15 protein-coding genes and 3 tRNA genes are annotated in these 17,628 nt (G+C 29.8%); 8 read left to right on the top strand and 10 right to left on the bottom strand.

Features of this window, described 5'->3' with window-relative positions; genetic code table 11:
- Window positions 1–354 precede the first annotated feature (354 nt).
- Window positions 355–858, top strand: coding sequence for a peptidylprolyl isomerase (locus tag CDSE_RS00850; RefSeq protein WP_015396129.1), 504 nt, complete (start codon window positions 355–357; stop codon window positions 856–858).
- On the top strand, window positions 851–1,603 hold the full coding sequence (locus CDSE_RS00845; RefSeq protein ID WP_015396128.1) for a UDP-2,3-diacylglucosamine diphosphatase: 753 nt from the start codon (window positions 851–853) through the stop codon (window positions 1,601–1,603). Before CDSE_RS00850 ends, CDSE_RS00845 begins: the two co-directional genes overlap by 8 nt.
- 14 nt (window positions 1,604–1,617) lie before the next feature.
- Here CDSE_RS00845 and CDSE_RS00840 read toward each other — a convergent pair whose 3' ends face one another.
- From CDSE_RS00840 to CDSE_RS00830, 3 genes are all read right to left on the bottom strand, one after another.
- The gene (locus CDSE_RS00840; protein WP_015396127.1) at window positions 1,618–2,439 is read right to left on the bottom strand and encodes an undecaprenyl-diphosphate phosphatase; all 822 of its coding nucleotides are present in this window, start codon (window positions 2,437–2,439) and stop codon (window positions 1,618–1,620) included.
- 16 nt (window positions 2,440–2,455) lie between these two features.
- On the bottom strand, window positions 2,456–4,021 hold the full coding sequence (locus tag CDSE_RS00835; protein ID WP_015396126.1) for a TerC family protein: 1,566 nt from the start codon (window positions 4,019–4,021) through the stop codon (window positions 2,456–2,458).
- An 87-nt stretch (window positions 4,022–4,108) separates the two neighbouring features.
- On the bottom strand, window positions 4,109–4,876 hold the full coding sequence (locus CDSE_RS00830; RefSeq protein ID WP_015396125.1) for an inositol monophosphatase family protein: 768 nt from the start codon (window positions 4,874–4,876) through the stop codon (window positions 4,109–4,111).
- A gap of 123 nt (window positions 4,877–4,999) precedes the next feature.
- Here CDSE_RS00830 and CDSE_RS00825 point away from each other — a divergent pair, with 123 nt between their 5' ends.
- A complete protein-coding gene (locus CDSE_RS00825) occupies window positions 5,000–5,782 on the top strand; it encodes an RNA methyltransferase (RefSeq protein WP_015396124.1) in 783 nt (260 codons plus the stop codon).
- Here the strand turns inward: CDSE_RS00825 and CDSE_RS00820 are convergent.
- Window positions 5,779–6,555 (bottom strand): mechanosensitive ion channel family protein, encoded by a 777-nt coding sequence (locus CDSE_RS00820; protein ID WP_051029228.1) that lies wholly within the window; start codon window positions 6,553–6,555, stop codon window positions 5,779–5,781. The genes CDSE_RS00825 and CDSE_RS00820 overlap by 4 nt on opposite strands.
- A 144-nt stretch (window positions 6,556–6,699) precedes the next feature.
- Between CDSE_RS00820 and CDSE_RS00815 the strand changes: the two genes are divergently transcribed.
- Window positions 6,700–7,257 carry an NADPH-dependent FMN reductase gene (locus CDSE_RS00815; protein WP_015396122.1) on the top strand — a complete coding sequence of 186 codons (558 nt, stop codon included), beginning with the start codon at window positions 6,700–6,702 and terminating at the stop codon, window positions 7,255–7,257.
- Window positions 7,258–7,335: 78 nt separating this feature from the next.
- On the top strand, window positions 7,336–9,978 hold the full coding sequence (gene mutS, locus CDSE_RS00810; protein ID WP_015396121.1) for a DNA mismatch repair protein MutS: 2,643 nt from the start codon (window positions 7,336–7,338) through the stop codon (window positions 9,976–9,978).
- A gap of 38 nt (window positions 9,979–10,016) precedes the next feature.
- Here the strand turns inward: mutS and dapA are convergent, their stop codons facing one another.
- From dapA to CDSE_RS00795, 3 genes are all read right to left on the bottom strand, one after another.
- Window positions 10,017–10,913, bottom strand: a complete 897-nt coding sequence (gene dapA, locus CDSE_RS00805; RefSeq protein ID WP_015396120.1) for a 4-hydroxy-tetrahydrodipicolinate synthase — start codon at window positions 10,911–10,913, stop codon at window positions 10,017–10,019.
- 163 nt (window positions 10,914–11,076) lie between these two features.
- A tRNA-His gene (locus CDSE_RS00800) sits at window positions 11,077–11,152 on the bottom strand.
- Between the two features lie 121 nt (window positions 11,153–11,273).
- Window positions 11,274–11,350 (bottom strand) — tRNA-Arg (locus CDSE_RS00795).
- Between the two features lie 175 nt (window positions 11,351–11,525).
- Between CDSE_RS00795 and rfbB the strand changes: the two genes are divergently transcribed.
- The 3 genes from rfbB to rfbC are packed head-to-tail and all read left to right on the top strand — an operon-like array spanning window position 11,526 to window position 13,981.
- Complete coding sequence (rfbB, locus tag CDSE_RS00790) at window positions 11,526–12,539, top strand: dTDP-glucose 4,6-dehydratase (RefSeq protein WP_015396119.1); 1,014 nt, start codon at window positions 11,526–11,528, stop codon at window positions 12,537–12,539.
- A 4-nt stretch (window positions 12,540–12,543) separates the two neighbouring features.
- Window positions 12,544–13,455, top strand: coding sequence for a dTDP-4-dehydrorhamnose reductase (rfbD, locus tag CDSE_RS00785; RefSeq protein ID WP_015396118.1), 912 nt, complete (start codon window positions 12,544–12,546; stop codon window positions 13,453–13,455).
- Window positions 13,445–13,981 (top strand): dTDP-4-dehydrorhamnose 3,5-epimerase, encoded by a 537-nt coding sequence (rfbC, locus tag CDSE_RS00780; protein ID WP_015396117.1) that lies wholly within the window; start codon window positions 13,445–13,447, stop codon window positions 13,979–13,981. The genes rfbD and rfbC overlap by 11 nt, the downstream gene beginning before the upstream one ends.
- 4 nt (window positions 13,982–13,985) lie before the next feature.
- On the opposite strand, the gene CDSE_RS00775 is transcribed toward rfbC, so the two are convergent.
- From CDSE_RS00775 to glmM, 3 genes are all read right to left on the bottom strand, one after another.
- A tRNA-Pro gene (locus CDSE_RS00775) sits at window positions 13,986–14,062 on the bottom strand.
- A gap of 64 nt (window positions 14,063–14,126) precedes the next feature.
- On the bottom strand, window positions 14,127–16,205 hold the full coding sequence (ppk1, locus tag CDSE_RS00770) for a polyphosphate kinase 1 (RefSeq protein WP_015396116.1): 2,079 nt from the start codon (window positions 16,203–16,205) through the stop codon (window positions 14,127–14,129).
- Between the two features lie 83 nt (window positions 16,206–16,288).
- Window positions 16,289–17,626, bottom strand: a complete 1,338-nt coding sequence (gene glmM / locus CDSE_RS00765) for a phosphoglucosamine mutase (protein WP_015396115.1) — start codon at window positions 17,624–17,626, stop codon at window positions 16,289–16,291.
- Window positions 17,627–17,628 lie beyond the last annotated feature (2 nt).

The following is a 17,628-nucleotide window of genomic DNA, read 5'->3' as shown; positions in this document are numbered from 1 at the left end:
TATTAATCATATATTGTTTTGTAATTTCAAATCATTAATTAAAATCAAAACTAAAAAACTAATATTATATTATTGATGCAAAACATATATTGATCAACCCTTAATAAATAACATGATAGCATTATGATATCTACTTTCATCATTTAAAATCATACTTATAAAAAAGCACCAATGAATATATGATTTGAACATACGTCCCAAACTTGATTGATATTTAAAATAAAATTTCGCAAAAACCATTAAATTGAAATTAGCAATAGGTTATAATAAATGGCGAAGAAATAAATAATGTACTTATAATTTGTTAGAATAAGTTTCTAATTTTAGTAATTTAGTTTTTTATAAAGAATAAAAATGTACAAAGCAAACATAAAAACCACCCTTGGTGATATCACCATCTCATTAAACGATGAAAAAGCACCTATATCTGTAAAAAATTTTTTAACATACATCAAAGAAGATTTTTATACAGATACCTTGTTTCATAGAGTAATTGACGGCTTCATGATTCAAGGAGGTGGATTAACAACAGGATTAAAAAATAAAACATCTACTATTGCCCCAATAGAAAACGAGGCAAATAACGGTTTAAAAAATAATATTTATACAATAGCAATGGCAAGAACTAATGATCCTCATTCAGCCACTAGTCAATTTTTTATAAATGTTGCTGATAATGAATTCCTAAACTACTCTGCCCCTACATTAAATGGCTGGGGTTATGCTGTTTTTGGAGAAGTTATATCAGGGAAAGATACAATCAATAAAATTAAAAGCGCTAGAACAAACACCATAGGATTCCATCAAAATGTACCAGTAGAAGACATTGTAATACAAAGCGTCGATATAATTGAATAGCTTAAATATACATGGGCAATTATGGTTTGCTTCTGACTTTCATCTAAATAGCGATAGCCCATTAACATCGCTAGGATTCATAAATCTTACTAATGAGGCTTACAATTCAGCAAAAGCCTTGTTTTTATTGGGAGATATTTTTGAAATATGGATTGGAGATGACATACTGAAATATGAATCGAAATGGATGAATGATATTCTATCATCTCTCAAAAACCTAACAAAAAAAATTCCTGTTTTCTTTGTTAGAGGTAATAGAGATTTCCTAATAGGTGATGTCTTCTCTGAAGAAACAGGAATTGAAATAATAAAATCACAAACTATCATACATAACGACTTCAAATCAATCACTATTACCCATGGAGATGAATTATGCACAAATGATATAGAATATCAAAAATTGAGATCTATGGTAAACAACACAGAATGGCAAAATAGTTTTCTAAAAAAGAATATTGAAGAACGTATGATCTTAGCTTCTAACTTAAGAGAACATAGCAAAACCAGCAATAAAGAAAAAACAAATGATATTATGGATGTAGATGCAATAGAGGTATCAAATATTTTTAAAAGAAATAACACCCCTATTCTCATCCATGGACATACCCATAAACCCAAAAAAGAATATTATTTGATAAATAAAATTATATACGAAAGATGGGTTCTTCCTGAGTGGAATTTAGAGAAAAATAATACAAAAAATGGGAAAATTATTGTAGATAAAAATGGCATAAGTTATGCTTAATTTAAGACATGCCATTAGTGCCAATTAAAATACAAAAGAAACATCACCCCACCAAAAAAAATTCGATATAAAGCGAAAATTTTATATGTGTTATTTGAAATAAAATTCATCACACATTCTATAACTAGAATGGCACTAAAAAAAGCACATAAAAAACCTATCGATATCCCTAAAATATCATTATTAGATAACACTTTAAAATTAGAATACAAATCATATATGGCAGCTCCTAACATAGTAGGAATAGCCATCATAAATGAAAATTCTGTTGCACTTCTACGATCTAAACCTACTACTATACCTGCAACTATTGTTGCTCCTGATCTAGAAACGCCTGGAATCATTGCTAAACATTGCAATAAACCTATGAATAAAGCTTGTGTAAAAGATATCTCATTAAGATTTCTTCTTTCCTTGAAATTATTATACTTATACTCAACAATTAACAATATAAATCCACCTAAGATCAAAGACATAGAAATAATAATATAATAATCAAATATTTGTTTAATGGTTTTTACAAAGAAAAATCCTACAATTATTGAAGGCAAAATAGAAACAATCAAATTACGAAATAACAACAACTGCGTTTTATCAAAATTAACAACACCAAAAAATAAATTACTTAATTTTCTGCGGAAAAATATTACTAAAGCTAAAACAGCACCTGATTGTATAAAAACCTCAAATATTCTAGACTTCTCTGAAGTGAAACCCATAAGATTACCAAAGAATATCAAATGAGCTGTACTGGAAATTGGCATAAACTCACTAATACCCTCTATAATTCCTAATATAGCCGTCTGTATAAAATATAAAGAAGAATCCAACACCATAACATCCTATAAATAATCAAACATTGGCAATTTTTTTATCTGAAGGTATTCTTGAAACTCTCACCAAAGATATTCTACGACCATCACACTCTAGAACTTCAAACTTGAAAAAATTTCCGTAAGAAACATGTTCCCAAATATCACCTGGGTTTGGCAATTCACCAAAATGATCTAGCAAATAACCAGCCATAGTAGAATAATCTTTCTCCTCATCTACAAGACCTTCAATTCCCAGAATTTGTTCAACATGATGAAGATCAGCAGAACCATCAATTTTCCATATATTATCATTTTCTTGTGTTATTGCTGGCAACTCATCTTCATCTGGAAACTCTCCAGCAATCGCCTCTAAAACATCTATAGGAGTCACCAAACCTGCTATTTCTCCAAACTCATCTGCAACTAAAACTAATTGCCCCCTAGAAATCTTCAATGTTTCCATTGCTTTTAAAATACTAGTAGATTCATGTACAATAATAGCATCCCTCAAATTAGACATAGATAAATCTTTTTTTACAGCTAAATCAGCTATGAGATCTTTAGCTCTCCCAATACCTATGACCTCATCTAAAGAACCTCTACAAACAGGAAAGAAACTATGTGGAACATCTATTAATTGCCTATGAATTTCTTCCGATGAATCAGTAATATTAATCCAAGAAATATCTGTTCTAGGTGTCATTATTGATAAAATAGATCTATCTGATAAAGTTAGAACTCCACTAACCATATTTCTTTCTTCAATTCCAAATGTCTTAGTACTAACATTTTGAACACTTAAAGATTGGAAATCTTCATTAGAATGAAGCCTTTTACCTAACATTCTTAATACAGCTTCAGCTGTTCTTTCTCTCATAGGTCGGTGAGAATCTAATTTCAATAAGTTTCTTCTAGAAAAATAATTCAAAGATTCAATAGATATAGAAAACCCTATTGCAACATAAAGATATCCTTTAGGGATTTTATAACCAAAACTTTCTGCCAATAAGGAAAAACCTATTATTAACAAAAAACCTAAACACAAAACTACAGTACTAGGATGGTTATTAACAAAAATAGTTAATGGCTTTGATGCCATAATCATGACACAAGTAGCTATACCAGCTGCCAACATCATAATAACCAAATGATCAACCATGCTAATAGCTGTTATGACAGAATCCAAGGAGAAAACTGCATCCAAAACTACTATCTGTGCTACTATAACCCAAAAACTTGCATAAACTCTTGGTTCACTAGAAAAATGATTCAAACTACCATTTACTCTCTCATGTAATTCAATAGTGCTCTTAAACAACAAGACTATACCTCCTATTAACATAATCAAATCACGACCAGAAAATGAATAATTTGGCAACAAAGGATTTGTTAATGTTAATAACCAAGACATACAAGAAAGAAAAATAATTCTAATTAATAAGGCCATGCCAAGACCTATGACACGTGCCTTATCTCTCTGTATAGGCGGCAATTTTTCTACTAATATTGCGATAAAAACTAAATTATCTATCCCCAGAACTATCTCAAGGACTATAAGAGTAAGCAAACCGACCCATACTGTTGGATCAAGCAGCCAATCCATCAATTAAATCTCCTGAAAAAGAAACATTTATATATACATTTACAAATATTATTAATTCTAACTTCTTGTTAGTTAATAATAAAAAATTTACTTATTTAATATACTAACTATTGCTGCAAATATTTTTGGTGTTGCTGCTAACATTTGCCCAGTTTCAAACAAATTCTGCTCTCCAGCATAATCAGCAACCAAACCACCAGATTCAGATATTAACAAACTACCCGAAGATATTTCAGAAATATTTAAACCAGAACCTAAGAACCCATCTAACCTACCACAAGCAACATATGCAAGAGCTAAAGAACTTGATCCTATTTTACGAATATCCATGCAATTCTTTAATATTTTATTTATATTTAAATTCACATCAAAATATTCTTGTTCGATTTTATCTATAGCCAACAAAGAATTATCTAATTTATGTTTGCCAGATACCCTTATACGCCTATCGTTTAAAAAAGTCCCTCCCCCCCTACTAGCAGTAAACAACTCATTACGTATAGGATCATACACAACAGATTGTATAATATTGTTATATTGCATAAGGCTTATTGATATAGAATAAAATGGAAATCCATTACTAAAATTAGATAACCCATCTAAAGAACAAATAACCCATTTAAATTCTTTATCGGACATTAAAATTTCATTCTTATTTACAATAATATAGTGATCAGGATAAGCATTTAATAAAATTTCTGATATGGCTTCTTCAGACAAACGACTTGTTTCTAAAGCATATTCACCTAAGTGATTAAAAGAAATATTACTTCTTTCTAAATCCAAGCTGGAACGATTTATGATTGCTCCAGCTTTTCTAGCAGCTTTAACTGCAATATTTAACGTTGGTTGCATAATTAAGTTAATAAATCCTAATTCTAAAATTATTTAATTTGATAAAAGAGATTACAATAAAAAAATATAATATATGTAATAATGCATCAATCTCATCTAAATAAAACATAAACAAAAGACTAAATGGAAGATATATTCTCAAAAGTAAATTTTATACTAGTTGAACCGACTCACCCAGGAAATGTTGGCTCATCAGCCAGGGCTCTAAAAAATATGGGTTTTTCAAATCTAATTATTGTAAATCCTAAGAATAATAAAATCACTGAAAATATTGAAGCAATAAAACTCGCTAGCAATGCACAAGATATTTTAATAAAATCAAAAATATTTACCAGCTTAGAGCAAGCTCTAGAAAATACTACTTTCTCAATAGCATTAACTGCCAGAAATAACCGTAATCTGTCATTAAAGTCTTATGATATAAGAGAAGTAGCAAAAGAATCATATTTAAAAATATCAGAATTAAATCAAAAAATAGCCTTCGTCCTAGGATCTGAAAATAATGGATTAAATAACCAACAAATTTCAATGTGTAATTGTATTTGCCACATACCTACTAACATTGAATACCAGTCCATTAACCTATCTCATGCCATACAAATAGCAGCATGGGAATTACGTTATTTAATAATAAATTATAAAAAAACTGATTATCATCAAACATTATCTTACAAAAGTATAAAAAACGAAAAGATAGCTACATCGGAAGACATTTTTAATTTATTAAAAAATCTTGAGAAATCTTTAATACACATAAATTTTCTAAACCCACTAAACCCAAGAAGATTAATGCTAAAAATGAAAAACATATTTATGCGATCATCCCTGCAAAAAAATGAGGTCAATATTTTACAGGGAATATGCAAGAGAATCATCTCATTAAAAAAACAACATAATAAAAACTAATTTATTTCTTTAATAGGGAAAGGAACTTTAAATCCATTTTTATTTAAAGCTTTCCATATTTCATTATATAAACTCCATCTCAAGTCCCAATATTTCGATGAATCAGACCAAACTCTTACATTTATAACAATAGATGAATTCCTATATTCTACTACTTTAACTAATGGCTCAGGATCATGCAACAAATAAGAATTTGCCAAAACCACATCCATAATCACTCTAATAGCAAAATCAATATCTTCTTCATAACGTAAATAAACAGGTATATCAACTCTTCTTACGCTATTACGACTAAAGTTGTTTATAGTAGAATTCCATACCATACTATTAGGTAAAGTTAAATGAATTCCATCTGGCTGAATAATCTTAGTTAGGAAAAGGCCTACCTCTTGAACAGTGCCCTCCTCACCAGAATTTAGAGATATATATTCACTGACGCGTATTGGTCTTAATAACAACAACATGATACCAGCAGCTATATTTTGTAATGTTCCCTGTAATGCAAGTCCAATCGCCAGTCCTGCTGCACCAAGTACTGCCACTATACTTGCTGTCTGCACTCCAAATCTAGCAAGAACTGTAATTGATGTAAGTATTCTAATGCTCCAAACTATTAAGGAGCTTAACATAGGAACTACTGTAACATCTATATGAGAAGAAAAACTAACAGCTCTTCTAAACCAACGACCAACTACAGATGATAACCACCAACCAGAAATAAAAATAAGAACAGAGAACAATAAATTAAATAAAATATCTTTAATAACAAACATATGAAACCTGCAAGAATTAAAACTATATAAATAACAAATTCTACACATAAAAGCAAATCAATATATATATGCAAATAGACATGATAGAATTATTAGTTATACAAATGATAATTTAGTCATATATTCTAAAAAGGTGGAAGAAGAATGACAGCCAAGACAAGAAAAATAGCTGTGTTTGTAGGCAGCATAAGGAAACAATCAATAAATTTAAAACTTGCCAAAACTATAGAACAATCAATACTTTCTGAAGTAATATTCGAATATATACCAATATTAAACCTTCCTATATATAATCAAGACTTAGAATATGAACCTCTAACAGAAGTGATAGAATTAAAAAATAAAATTATAAATGCAAATAGCATACTATTTGTAACTCCCGAACATAATAGATCAATTCCTTCAGCATTAAAAAATGCAATCGATTGGGCTTCTAGACCTTGGGGGGCAAACTCTTGGGAAAACAAGACAGCCGCAATAATAGGAGCATCACCTAGCCCTCTAGGAGCATCTTTAGCGCAATATCATCTTAGAAACATACTGTCAGCATTAGGAATGACTGTTATGCCAAAACCTGAAATGTTATTACAATGCCATGATAATATTTTCGACTCTACATCTTTACTTATTAATGAAGAAAATACATTGAACTTTATAAAAACATGGTCTAAAGAATATCTTAAATGGATTAATAAAAATTAAAAAAATTATAGAATATCAAAAGATTATATAATTATCTCTTCTTACACCTAAAAACTCTTTACTTTTAAAAATAATAATATGGAAATAGACTCTTGCATTAAAATGCCAGAATCAATAGAAGGCTTAACACCACTAATGCAGCAATATGTTTCTCTTAAAAAAGAAGCTGGAGATATATTACTATTTTTTAGAATGGGAGATTTTTATGAAATGTTTTACGAGGATGCTAAAAAAGCATCACATTTACTTAATATAAGTTTAACAAAAAGAGGTTTTGTTAATGGCATACCAATACCAATGGCTGGTATACCAGTAAATTCTTTAGAACAATATCTAGGAAAACTCATAGATCAAGGAGAGTCAATTGCAATATGTGAACAAATAGATAATTGCAATAACTCCAAAAACAATTTAGTAGAACGAAAAATTGTTAGAATAGTAACTCCTGGCACTGTAGTAGAAGATTCTTTATTACCATTAAAATCAGATAGTGCAATGATTGCTATAAATCATGAAAAAGACAAGATAGGAATTTCTTTTCTAAATCTTGCTAGTGGAGATTTTAGGGTTATAGAATGTAAAGGAACAGAAGAATTAAAATCAGAATTACATAGAATATCACCAACTGAAATCATTATAGCGGATGATTATAATAATAATAATTTGCATTTTAAAGCGGTATTCACTAGGGTGCCAAAGTGGCACTTTCAACATGAGAATGCAACTAGTAAATTATTAGAGCATTTTGGTATATTTTCATTAGATAGTTTTGGATTAGAAAAAGAATCTGTGTGTATAGGCGCAGCAGGAGCCTTATTACGATATGCTTATAAAGCACAGTCTTTTGCTTTGACTCATGTTCAAAAAATTCAAGTTGACAATTCCAAACAATATGTTCTTTTAGACCCATCCACAAGAAGAAATCTAGAAATAACACAAACCGTTTACGGAGAAAAAGAACCAACACTCTTTTCTTTATTGGATAAATGTTCTACTACCATGGGAAGTAGACTTCTAAGAAGATGGTTGCATAACCCTCTAATTAACGATAAAGAAATCATACTAAGACAACAAGCCATAAATAGCTTATTACCTAAAAATAATGATCAAAAAAATACTTCCTCAAATACACTTTCTTTAAAAGAAATCAGGAAACTATTGAAAGAAATATCTGATATTGAAAGAATATCATCTAGAATAGCATTGAAATCAGCAAGACCAAGAGATTTAATATGCATTAAAAATGCTATGGAAACATTACCAAACATAACATCCCAATTATCTTGCATACAAGAATCGACTAAAATCACAAATATAATAAAAGATTTATACTTAGACATTTCACTATATTCTCTTTTGAACAAATCAATTGTAACAGAACCTCCTTTAACAATAAAAGATGGTGGAGTAATAGAAGTTGGTTTTGATCAAGATCTAGATGAATTAAGATCTATTTATAGTAAAAACAACTCCTACTTAGAAGAACTAGAAGCAAGAGAAAGAAAAATAACTGGAATAAATAATTTAAAAGTTTCGTTTAGTCGCTTAAATGGTTTCTATATAGAGATTTCTAAAAGCCAAAGTGATAAAGTACCAGATAATTATAAACGTCTTCAAACATTAAAGAGCACAGAACGATTTATTATTAATGAATTAAAAGAATGGGAAAATAAATTTTTTTCATCTAAAGAAAAATCTATAACAAGAGAAAAATATATATACGAACAAATTTTATCTAAAATACAAGATCATTTAAAAGAATTGATGACCTGTGCTAAAGCCCTGGCTGAATTAGATGTAATATCTTCATTGGCAGAACATGCATTTATATACAAGTGGAATCCACCATACATAAGCAATTCAAATGAAATAATAATTAAAGGAGGAAGACATCCTATAGTTGAAGCTAATATAGAATCATTTGTACCTAATGATTGCATTCTAACAAATACACAAAGAATGCTCATTATAACTGGCCCTAATATGGGTGGCAAATCAACATATATGAGGCAAGTAGCCTTAATATCACTATTAGCTAGAGTAGGTAGTTTTGTTCCAGCAAATAGAGCATCTATAGGTAAAATAGATAGAATATTTACTCGCATAGGAGCATCAGATGATATAGCAGGTGGTAAATCTACCTTTATGGTAGAAATGACAGAAACCTCTGTCATTCTTTCAGCTGGTAATCAAAATAGTTTGGTTCTAATAGATGAAATAGGAAGAGGAACTTCTACAATGGAAGGAACATCTTTAGCATGGGGGATAGCAGATTATTTATTAAACACCAATAAGTCTTTAACACTATTTGCCACTCACTACTTTGAACTTACTCAAATACCTAATATATATAAAAATTCCATTAATGTACACATGAGCGCACTAGAAGTAGACAACGAACTAACATTCCTTCATGAACTAAGAGAAGGACCAGCAGAACAAAGCTACGGAATACAAGTTGCAAGAAAAGCTGGTATCCCAACAGAAGTAATAAAGAAATCTATAGATAAACTATATAGTTTAAGTAAAAAAAACACAAACTCAAAAAATAAAAAAGAAGAGGATTTAATATTAATCAAATCTATTGAAAGTAATCTTCATAAAAACACTTATGAAATGATCCAAAAAATAGACACGTCCAACACGACGCCATTAGAAGCTCTTAATAAAATAGAAGAAATTAAATCTTTTATAAGAAAAGAAATTAATCAGAATAGTTAATCACATAAGCAACTAACTATTCAATAAAAATAAAATAACTAAATTACACCAGCTACTTTCATTGCCTGTCTTACAACATCATGGTATTGATTACCAAGAGAGACTAAAGGCAAGCGATAACCTAATGAAGTTAATCCCATTTCACTTAAAGCCCATTTTACTGGTATAGGATTAGCTTCAACAAATAAAGCCTTATTAAGCAAAGCTAATCTCATATTTAATTCTCTAACTTTATCTACATTACCGTTCTTAGCAGCAACACATAATTCATGAACAAGACGAGGAGCAACATTAGCCGTAACAGAAATATTACCATGAGCTCCTAACATTATAAGAGCTGCAGCAGTGGGATCATCACCACTAAAAACTTGAAACCCCTTTGGAGCCTCTCTAATTAGTAAAACACCTCTTGCAATATCACCAGTAGCATCTTTAATACCTATTATACCAGGTATTTCTGCAAGCCTAAGAGCTGTTTCATTCGTAATATCAGCTACAGTTCTTCCTGGAACATTATAAAGTATTATAGGCAAATCAACTGATTCAACAATTTTTTTAAAATGCCTATATATACCTTCTTGAGAAGGTTTATTATAGTAAGGAACTACTGATAAACCAGCATGAGCACCAACCATCTTAGCATGTTTTGTTAAATAAATAGCTTCACTAGTAGAGTTAGCACCAACACCAGCAATTACAGGTATACGATTATTAGAATGCTCTACTGCTACTTTGATTAATTCAGCGTGCTCTTCAAGAGATACAGAAGGTGATTCTCCAGTTGTTCCAACAACAACTAAGGCATCAGTTCCTTCTGATATATGCCAATCAATTAAAGCACGATAAGCTTGATAATCAAAATCACCATCAGAAGACATAGGGGTAATTAAAGCTACTATACTTCCCCCAAAAGTAGCATTTACGTGGGACGCCATAATCAAGGGCTCCAAAATGTTTCTAATTAGACAAATGGGTTAAAAGACAAAACCAAATAAAAAAATAACGGTTTATTTAATCCATATATTGAAAATATTATGATTACTATAATTTAATGAACTAAAAATTTTAAGATAATTTTTAAATTACAGACTAAATTAATGGGGTGGCTGATGGGGCTCGAACCCACGACAACCGGAATCACAATCCGGGACTCTACCAACTGAGCTACAGCCACCTTTGCATAATGCTTTAGTTGTTAGTATATCACACATCATCTAATCTAGAGATAACAAAAACATTATGTATGATAATTAACCATATAAGTACAAATTTACTACAACCAACTCAAAAAAACTTGGCGCGGTAGGAGGGATTCGAACCCCCGACCCCGAGCTTAGAAGGCTCGTGCTCTATCCAACTGAGCTACTACCGCTATGGTTTTTAATAAAAGTTAAACTTACTAAAGTATTATTAAAAGATCAACTTAGATTTTACCAAAATAAAAATTCAAAAGATAGTGCTAAAAATTAATTTTAGGTTTTAATAAATAAAAATTTATTTATTTTCTTATATAATTAATTTTTATATCAAACAAATTTATCAATAAAATGACTATACTTGTAACTGGAGGAGCTGGTTTCATAGGCTCAAATTTTATAGAATCTTGGTTTTCCTTATCTACAGAAAAAGTAATAAACTTAGATAGTCTTAATTATGCTGCAAACATAGAAAAAATCTCTCAATTTACTAACAAATACAATTATGAGTTTATAAAAGGAGACATAGGTAATGAGCATCTAGTAAAGAATTTATTGAAGATATATAAACCTACTACTATTATTAACTTTGCAGCTGAAACACATGTCGACACTTCAATAAAAAATCCTAATATATTTATAAAAAATAATGTAGTTTCTTTTTTTAATTTAATAAATATCTCTAAGGAGTATTGGAACAGCTTGAACATGCAATGCCGTTCATCATTTAAATTTATACAAATATCAACAGATGAAATTTATGGCTCTCTAAAAAAAACAGACGCTCCCTTTACAGAAAATAGCCCATATAAAACAAACAATCCGTATTCTGCAAGCAAAGCATCAGCAAATCATATTGCACAAGCATTCTTTACCACATATGGATTTCCAACAATATTAACTATTTGCACAAATAACTATGGTCCTTATCAATTTGTAGAAAAATTCATTCCCAATGTTATTAACTCCGCAATTAACAATCAATACATTCCAATATATGGAAATGGTGAACAAATTAGAGATTGGATATATGTTAAGGACCACTGTAATGCTCTCATTGAACTTATTAAATACGGAACTCCTGGGGAAAGCTATAATATTGGAAATAATAATGAGGTCACAAACATAAAACTTGCTATATTTATATGTGATATTCTTGATGAATTATCACCCAAACAATGCGGAGATAATTACAAAAATCAAATTAAATTTATACATGATAGACCTGGGCATGATGTAAGATACTCTATAAACGCAAATAAAATAATAAAACATACTAAATGGATACCTATAGAAAGTTTAGAATCAGGAATGCGAAAAACTATATATTGGTATCTAAATAAAAAACAAGAAAAAAAGTTTTAAAATAATGAAAATTTTACTTATTGGTCAAAAAGGTCAACTCGGACAAAAAATATATAAACAACTAACAGAAATAAAATACATATCTTTAATATGTTGGGATAGACAAACTATAGATCTTTTGTATACAGAATCTGTATTCTATAAACTGTTAACCATAAAGCCAGATATAATAATAAATTCTGCTGCATACACCAATGTAGACCAGGCAGAGAAAAATATAGAATTAACATTTAGAATAAATTACATTCTAATTAAAACTTTAGTTAAATATAGCTTGTTAACAAAATCATTATTGGTTCAATTTTCAACAGACTATGTTTTTGATGGAAAAAAAAACCAACCATACACTGAAACAGACCCAACAAACCCTTTAAACATTTATGGTCATTCAAAATTAGCATCAGATTTATATATTCTTCAAAAAAATTGCAACTCATTAATTTTCAGAATAAGTTGGCTATTTTCCTCACAAGGTAATAATTTTTTACTTAAAATTTTAGATCAAGCTCAATACAAACAAACTTTAAGAATAACAAGTGATCAATATGGATCACCATTATCAGCAAATGAAGTTGCTTCAATCAGCACAAAATTAATATTAGAATTATATAAACATAAAAAAAATGGCGCCCACTTATATCATATAAGCATAAATAATATAATGAGCAGATATAGCTTAGCTAAATCTTTCTTAACTAAAATAAAGAATGAATCAAAAACAATTAAAATAAAATGCAATAAAATAATACCGATAAAATATTTAAATTACGATGACAAAACACAAAGACCTAGAAATTCTGCTTTAAAAGCCAATGAAATAATACAAAAACATTGTTTTCTTCCAAATATTAATAAATGTATTTATGAAACAATTGAAGAAATAAAAATAAAACAACAAGACAAAAATGATTATTAAGAAATTACCTATCTCAGATGCTCTAATTATCAAACCTAAAATGTTTATAGACAATAGAGGTTATTTTTTTGAGAGTTTTAATTTACAAAGATTCAATTCTGCTTTAGAAGCAGAGCACTATTTTGTACAAGATAATATTTCTTTTTCAAGAAAGAACGTATTAAGAGGAATGCATTTCCAAGAAGACAAACCTCAATCTAAATTAATTCAAGTAATTGATGGTAAAATTTTTGACGTTATTATTGACATAAGAAGAAAATCTAGCACTTTTGGCAAATGGACAAGTGTAATATTAGACTCTCAGAACAATTATCAATTATGGGTTCCAGAGGGATTTGCTCATGGATTCTTAGTTCTTTCTAACTATGCTAGAATTTTTTATAAAACAACTCAGTTTTATTACCCTAAACTAGAAAAATGTCTTTTGTGGAACGATAAAAAAGTTAACATAAAATGGCCAAAAACAAAAAATCTTATAATATCAACTAAAGATCAAAACGGGGAAAATTTTGAATCTTTATTTTAATAAATGGTCGGGGCGGTGGGATTCGAACTCACGACCCTCTGCTCCCAAAGCAGATGCGCTACCAGGCTGCGCTACGCCCCGAAAAATATATTAACTATTTGAGTATATTAACCATATTAAAATAAAAAGTCAAATTTATAAAAAATTATGATTTAAAAATATCCATAAGATAATTCTGAGAACTGAAATCTAATTCGGTATTATCGTTAATGTGTTTTATATATTTCCCATCATACTGATCCCAGGCAAATTGATTATCTCTTAAAGCATAAGTAAATGCTTCTTCAAAAATTCTTTTTTTTATACTTTCATTTACTATAGGAAAAGCTATTTCTACTCTTCTAAAAAAATTCCTACCCATCCAATCTGCAGATGATAAAAACAATTTTTCCTCTCCATCTGAATAAAAATAAAAGACTCTTGAATGCTCTAAAAACCTTCCTAAAATTGAACGAACCCTTATATTTTCAGATAAACCAGGAACTCCAGCCCTTAAAGCACATACACCTCTAACAATTAAATCTATTTGGACACCAGATTCACTAGCAATATATAACTCTTTAATAATTTCTGGCTCTAATAAGGAATTCATTTTAGCTATTATTCTAGATTTTTTTCCTTTTAAAGATATATCAGTCTCTTTTCTAATCATAGAAATCATCGCTTCATGTAATGTAAAAGGAGAATACAACATAGATTTCATAGAAAGACGAGCGCCCAACCCAGTTAACTGGGAGAAAATCTTATCAATATCTTCACTTAAAGAAAAGTCTGAAGTAAGAACACCAAAATCTGTATATAAATTTGATGTGCGAGTATGATAATTGCCTGTACTTAAATGAACATATCTCTTTAGAACCCCTTTCTCTCTACGTAAAACCAAGGCCATCTTAGCGTGTGTTTTATAAGAAACTACTCCGTATACGACATGAGCTCCAACTTCTTCTAATTTAGAAGCCCAATTAATATTTGTCTGTTCATCAAAACGAGCCATTAACTCCACAACAACCGTAACTTCTTTCCCATTTTTAGCGGCCAATAAAAGAATTTTCATCAGCTCTGAATCTTCTCCAGTGCGATAAATAGTTTGCTTAATAGCAACAACATCCGGATCTAAAGAAGCGGCAGTTAAAAAATCAATGACCGGTTGAAATGACTGATAAGGATGATGTAATAAAATATCTTGTTTCTTTAAAAAATCAAATAAAATAGATGGTTTATCTTTAGATGATCTAAAAGGAGTAGGAATCGAGGGATAATATGGTTTGAAAGATAAATGATGCAGCTCTTTAGAATCACAAATTTGCATAAATCTAGACAAATTAATAGGGCCATTAACTTTATAGATATCGTAGTCTGACAAAGAAAATTCTTTCTGTAAAAAACACTCTAAAGAATTTGGAATAAACTCATCTATTTCTAATCTAACAGCAGCACCAAAATGACGCTGAGATAACTCTCCTTGTAAAGCCAATCTTAAATTACTAACCTCCTCTTCATCAACGAACAAATTACTATTTCTAGTAACGCGCCATTGATAGCAACCTTTTATTACCAAACCTGGAAACAAATCACCGACAAAAGCTTTAAGTAAAGTTGTTAAGAGAACATAACTATATCTATTTTTAGACAATTCCAATGGCATTCTTATTAATTTAGGTAATGTTCTTGGTGTTTGAACAACAGCTATAGATGCTTGTCTACCAAAAGCATCAACCCCTGATAGTGAAACTATAAAATTTAAACTCTTGTTATAAACCATTGGGAAAGGATGAGCTGGATCCAAACCAATAGGTGTTAACAATGGCATCACATCTTTAGTAAAAAAACTTCTTGCCCATTCAAATTGAGATTCATCCCATTCGCTCTCATTAGATATAAAAATGTGATTAGATAATAATTCTGGAATAATAGAATTGTTCAAAAGATCATACTGTCTATTTACTATAGAATGAGTAAATGCTTGTATTTTATAAAAATCCTCAAATAATATTAAACCATCCTTACTTTCTAAATCTGGCTGTAAACGACGTTGCTCTTTTAAACTAGCAACTCTTATTTCAAAAAACTCATCTAAATTCAAACTTACTATACAAATATATCTTAGTCTTTCTAGCAAGGGAATATTGGATTTTTCTGCAATATCAAGAACACGCTCATTAAAACTTAAAAATGAAAGATCTCTATTTAAAAACAAAGAATCTTTAGAAAAATGTTTTACCATAAACACACTATAAAAAATTTAATCAGCAGACAGTAATCTCTAAATTGACAGACATCAAAGAAAATAAGATTGACAGATATTTACTATATAGAAGAAATAATAGTATTAATATAATGATCCACAACACAAGAATCCTCAGCCTCTACCATCAAACGCATTACTGGTTCTGTACCAGATTTTCTTATTAATACACGACCCCTACCTAATAATTTCTGTTTTACAAAAGAAAAGGCTTCTTTCATAGATGAATTATCATCCCAATTGCAAGAACTATCCCAAGGTATATTCACAATTTTTTGAACGTACATATTTAAATCTTTCAATAAATATGATATATCATGCCCGCTACGTACTATAGCAGCTAACACCTGCAACGCAGCAACTATTCCATCTCCTGTAGAGTGAAAACCTAAACAAAGCAAATGACCAGAGTTCTCACCGCCATATAACCATCCTCTTTTTCGTAATTCTTCCGAAACAAAACGATCACCCACATCAGATCTACAAAAAGGAATTCCTAATTTTCCCATTTGAAACTCAAAACCATAATTAGTCATATGAGTACCAACAACACCATCAATTTTATTAAATAACATATGATCTTTTATGATAATGTAAAGTAATTCATCACCATTAAATTGATTACCAAGAGAATCTATAATAATTATACGATCTGCATCTCCATCAAGAGCAATACCTAAATGACATTTATTCTCTTTTATACTTTTTAATAACAATTCAGTAGATAACGAACCAACTCCATCATTAATATTGAGTCCATTAGGTGTAATCCCTATAGAATAAATCTCAGCTCCTAATTCCTGAAAAACGCGAGGAGCTATTTTATAAGCCGCACCATTCGCTGTATCCAATGCAATTTTCAACCCACTAAGCGTTAATTCCCCAGGAAATGTTTTTTTACAAAAATTTATATAACTGTCTTCAGAATCATTTGCAAAAATAAACTGACCAAAATTGCTTCCATCATAACAAATATTATGATTTATTCTTTCTTCTATCTCTAACTCAATATCTTCAGATAATTTAAAGCCACTTGAATCGAAAAATTTGAAACCATTATAATAATAAGGGTTATGAGAAGCACTCACAACAACTCCCCCTAAAGCATCTAAATCCTTAACTAAAAAAGCAATAGAAGAAGTTGGCATAGGATCTATGCTGGCATTTAAAACATTTACACCTGAAGCCAACAAACCTGAAACAACTGCAGACTGCAACATGCAACCTGATATTCTAGTGTCTCTACCTATAACGATAGTTTTATTTTTTGAATATCCATATCTTTCAATAAAAACAGTTCCAGTTGCAAAACCCAATTTAAATGCAAAATCAATATTAATTGGTAATGTACCTACCAATCCTCTGATACCATCAGTACCAAAATAATTTTTACTTCGCATAA

It is taken from the genome of Candidatus Kinetoplastibacterium desouzaii TCC079E (genome assembly GCF_000340795.1).
GTDB lineage: Bacteria > Pseudomonadota > Gammaproteobacteria > Burkholderiales > Burkholderiaceae_B > Kinetoplastidibacterium > Kinetoplastidibacterium desouzai.
This window is presented reverse-complemented; position numbering and strand designations above follow the sequence as displayed.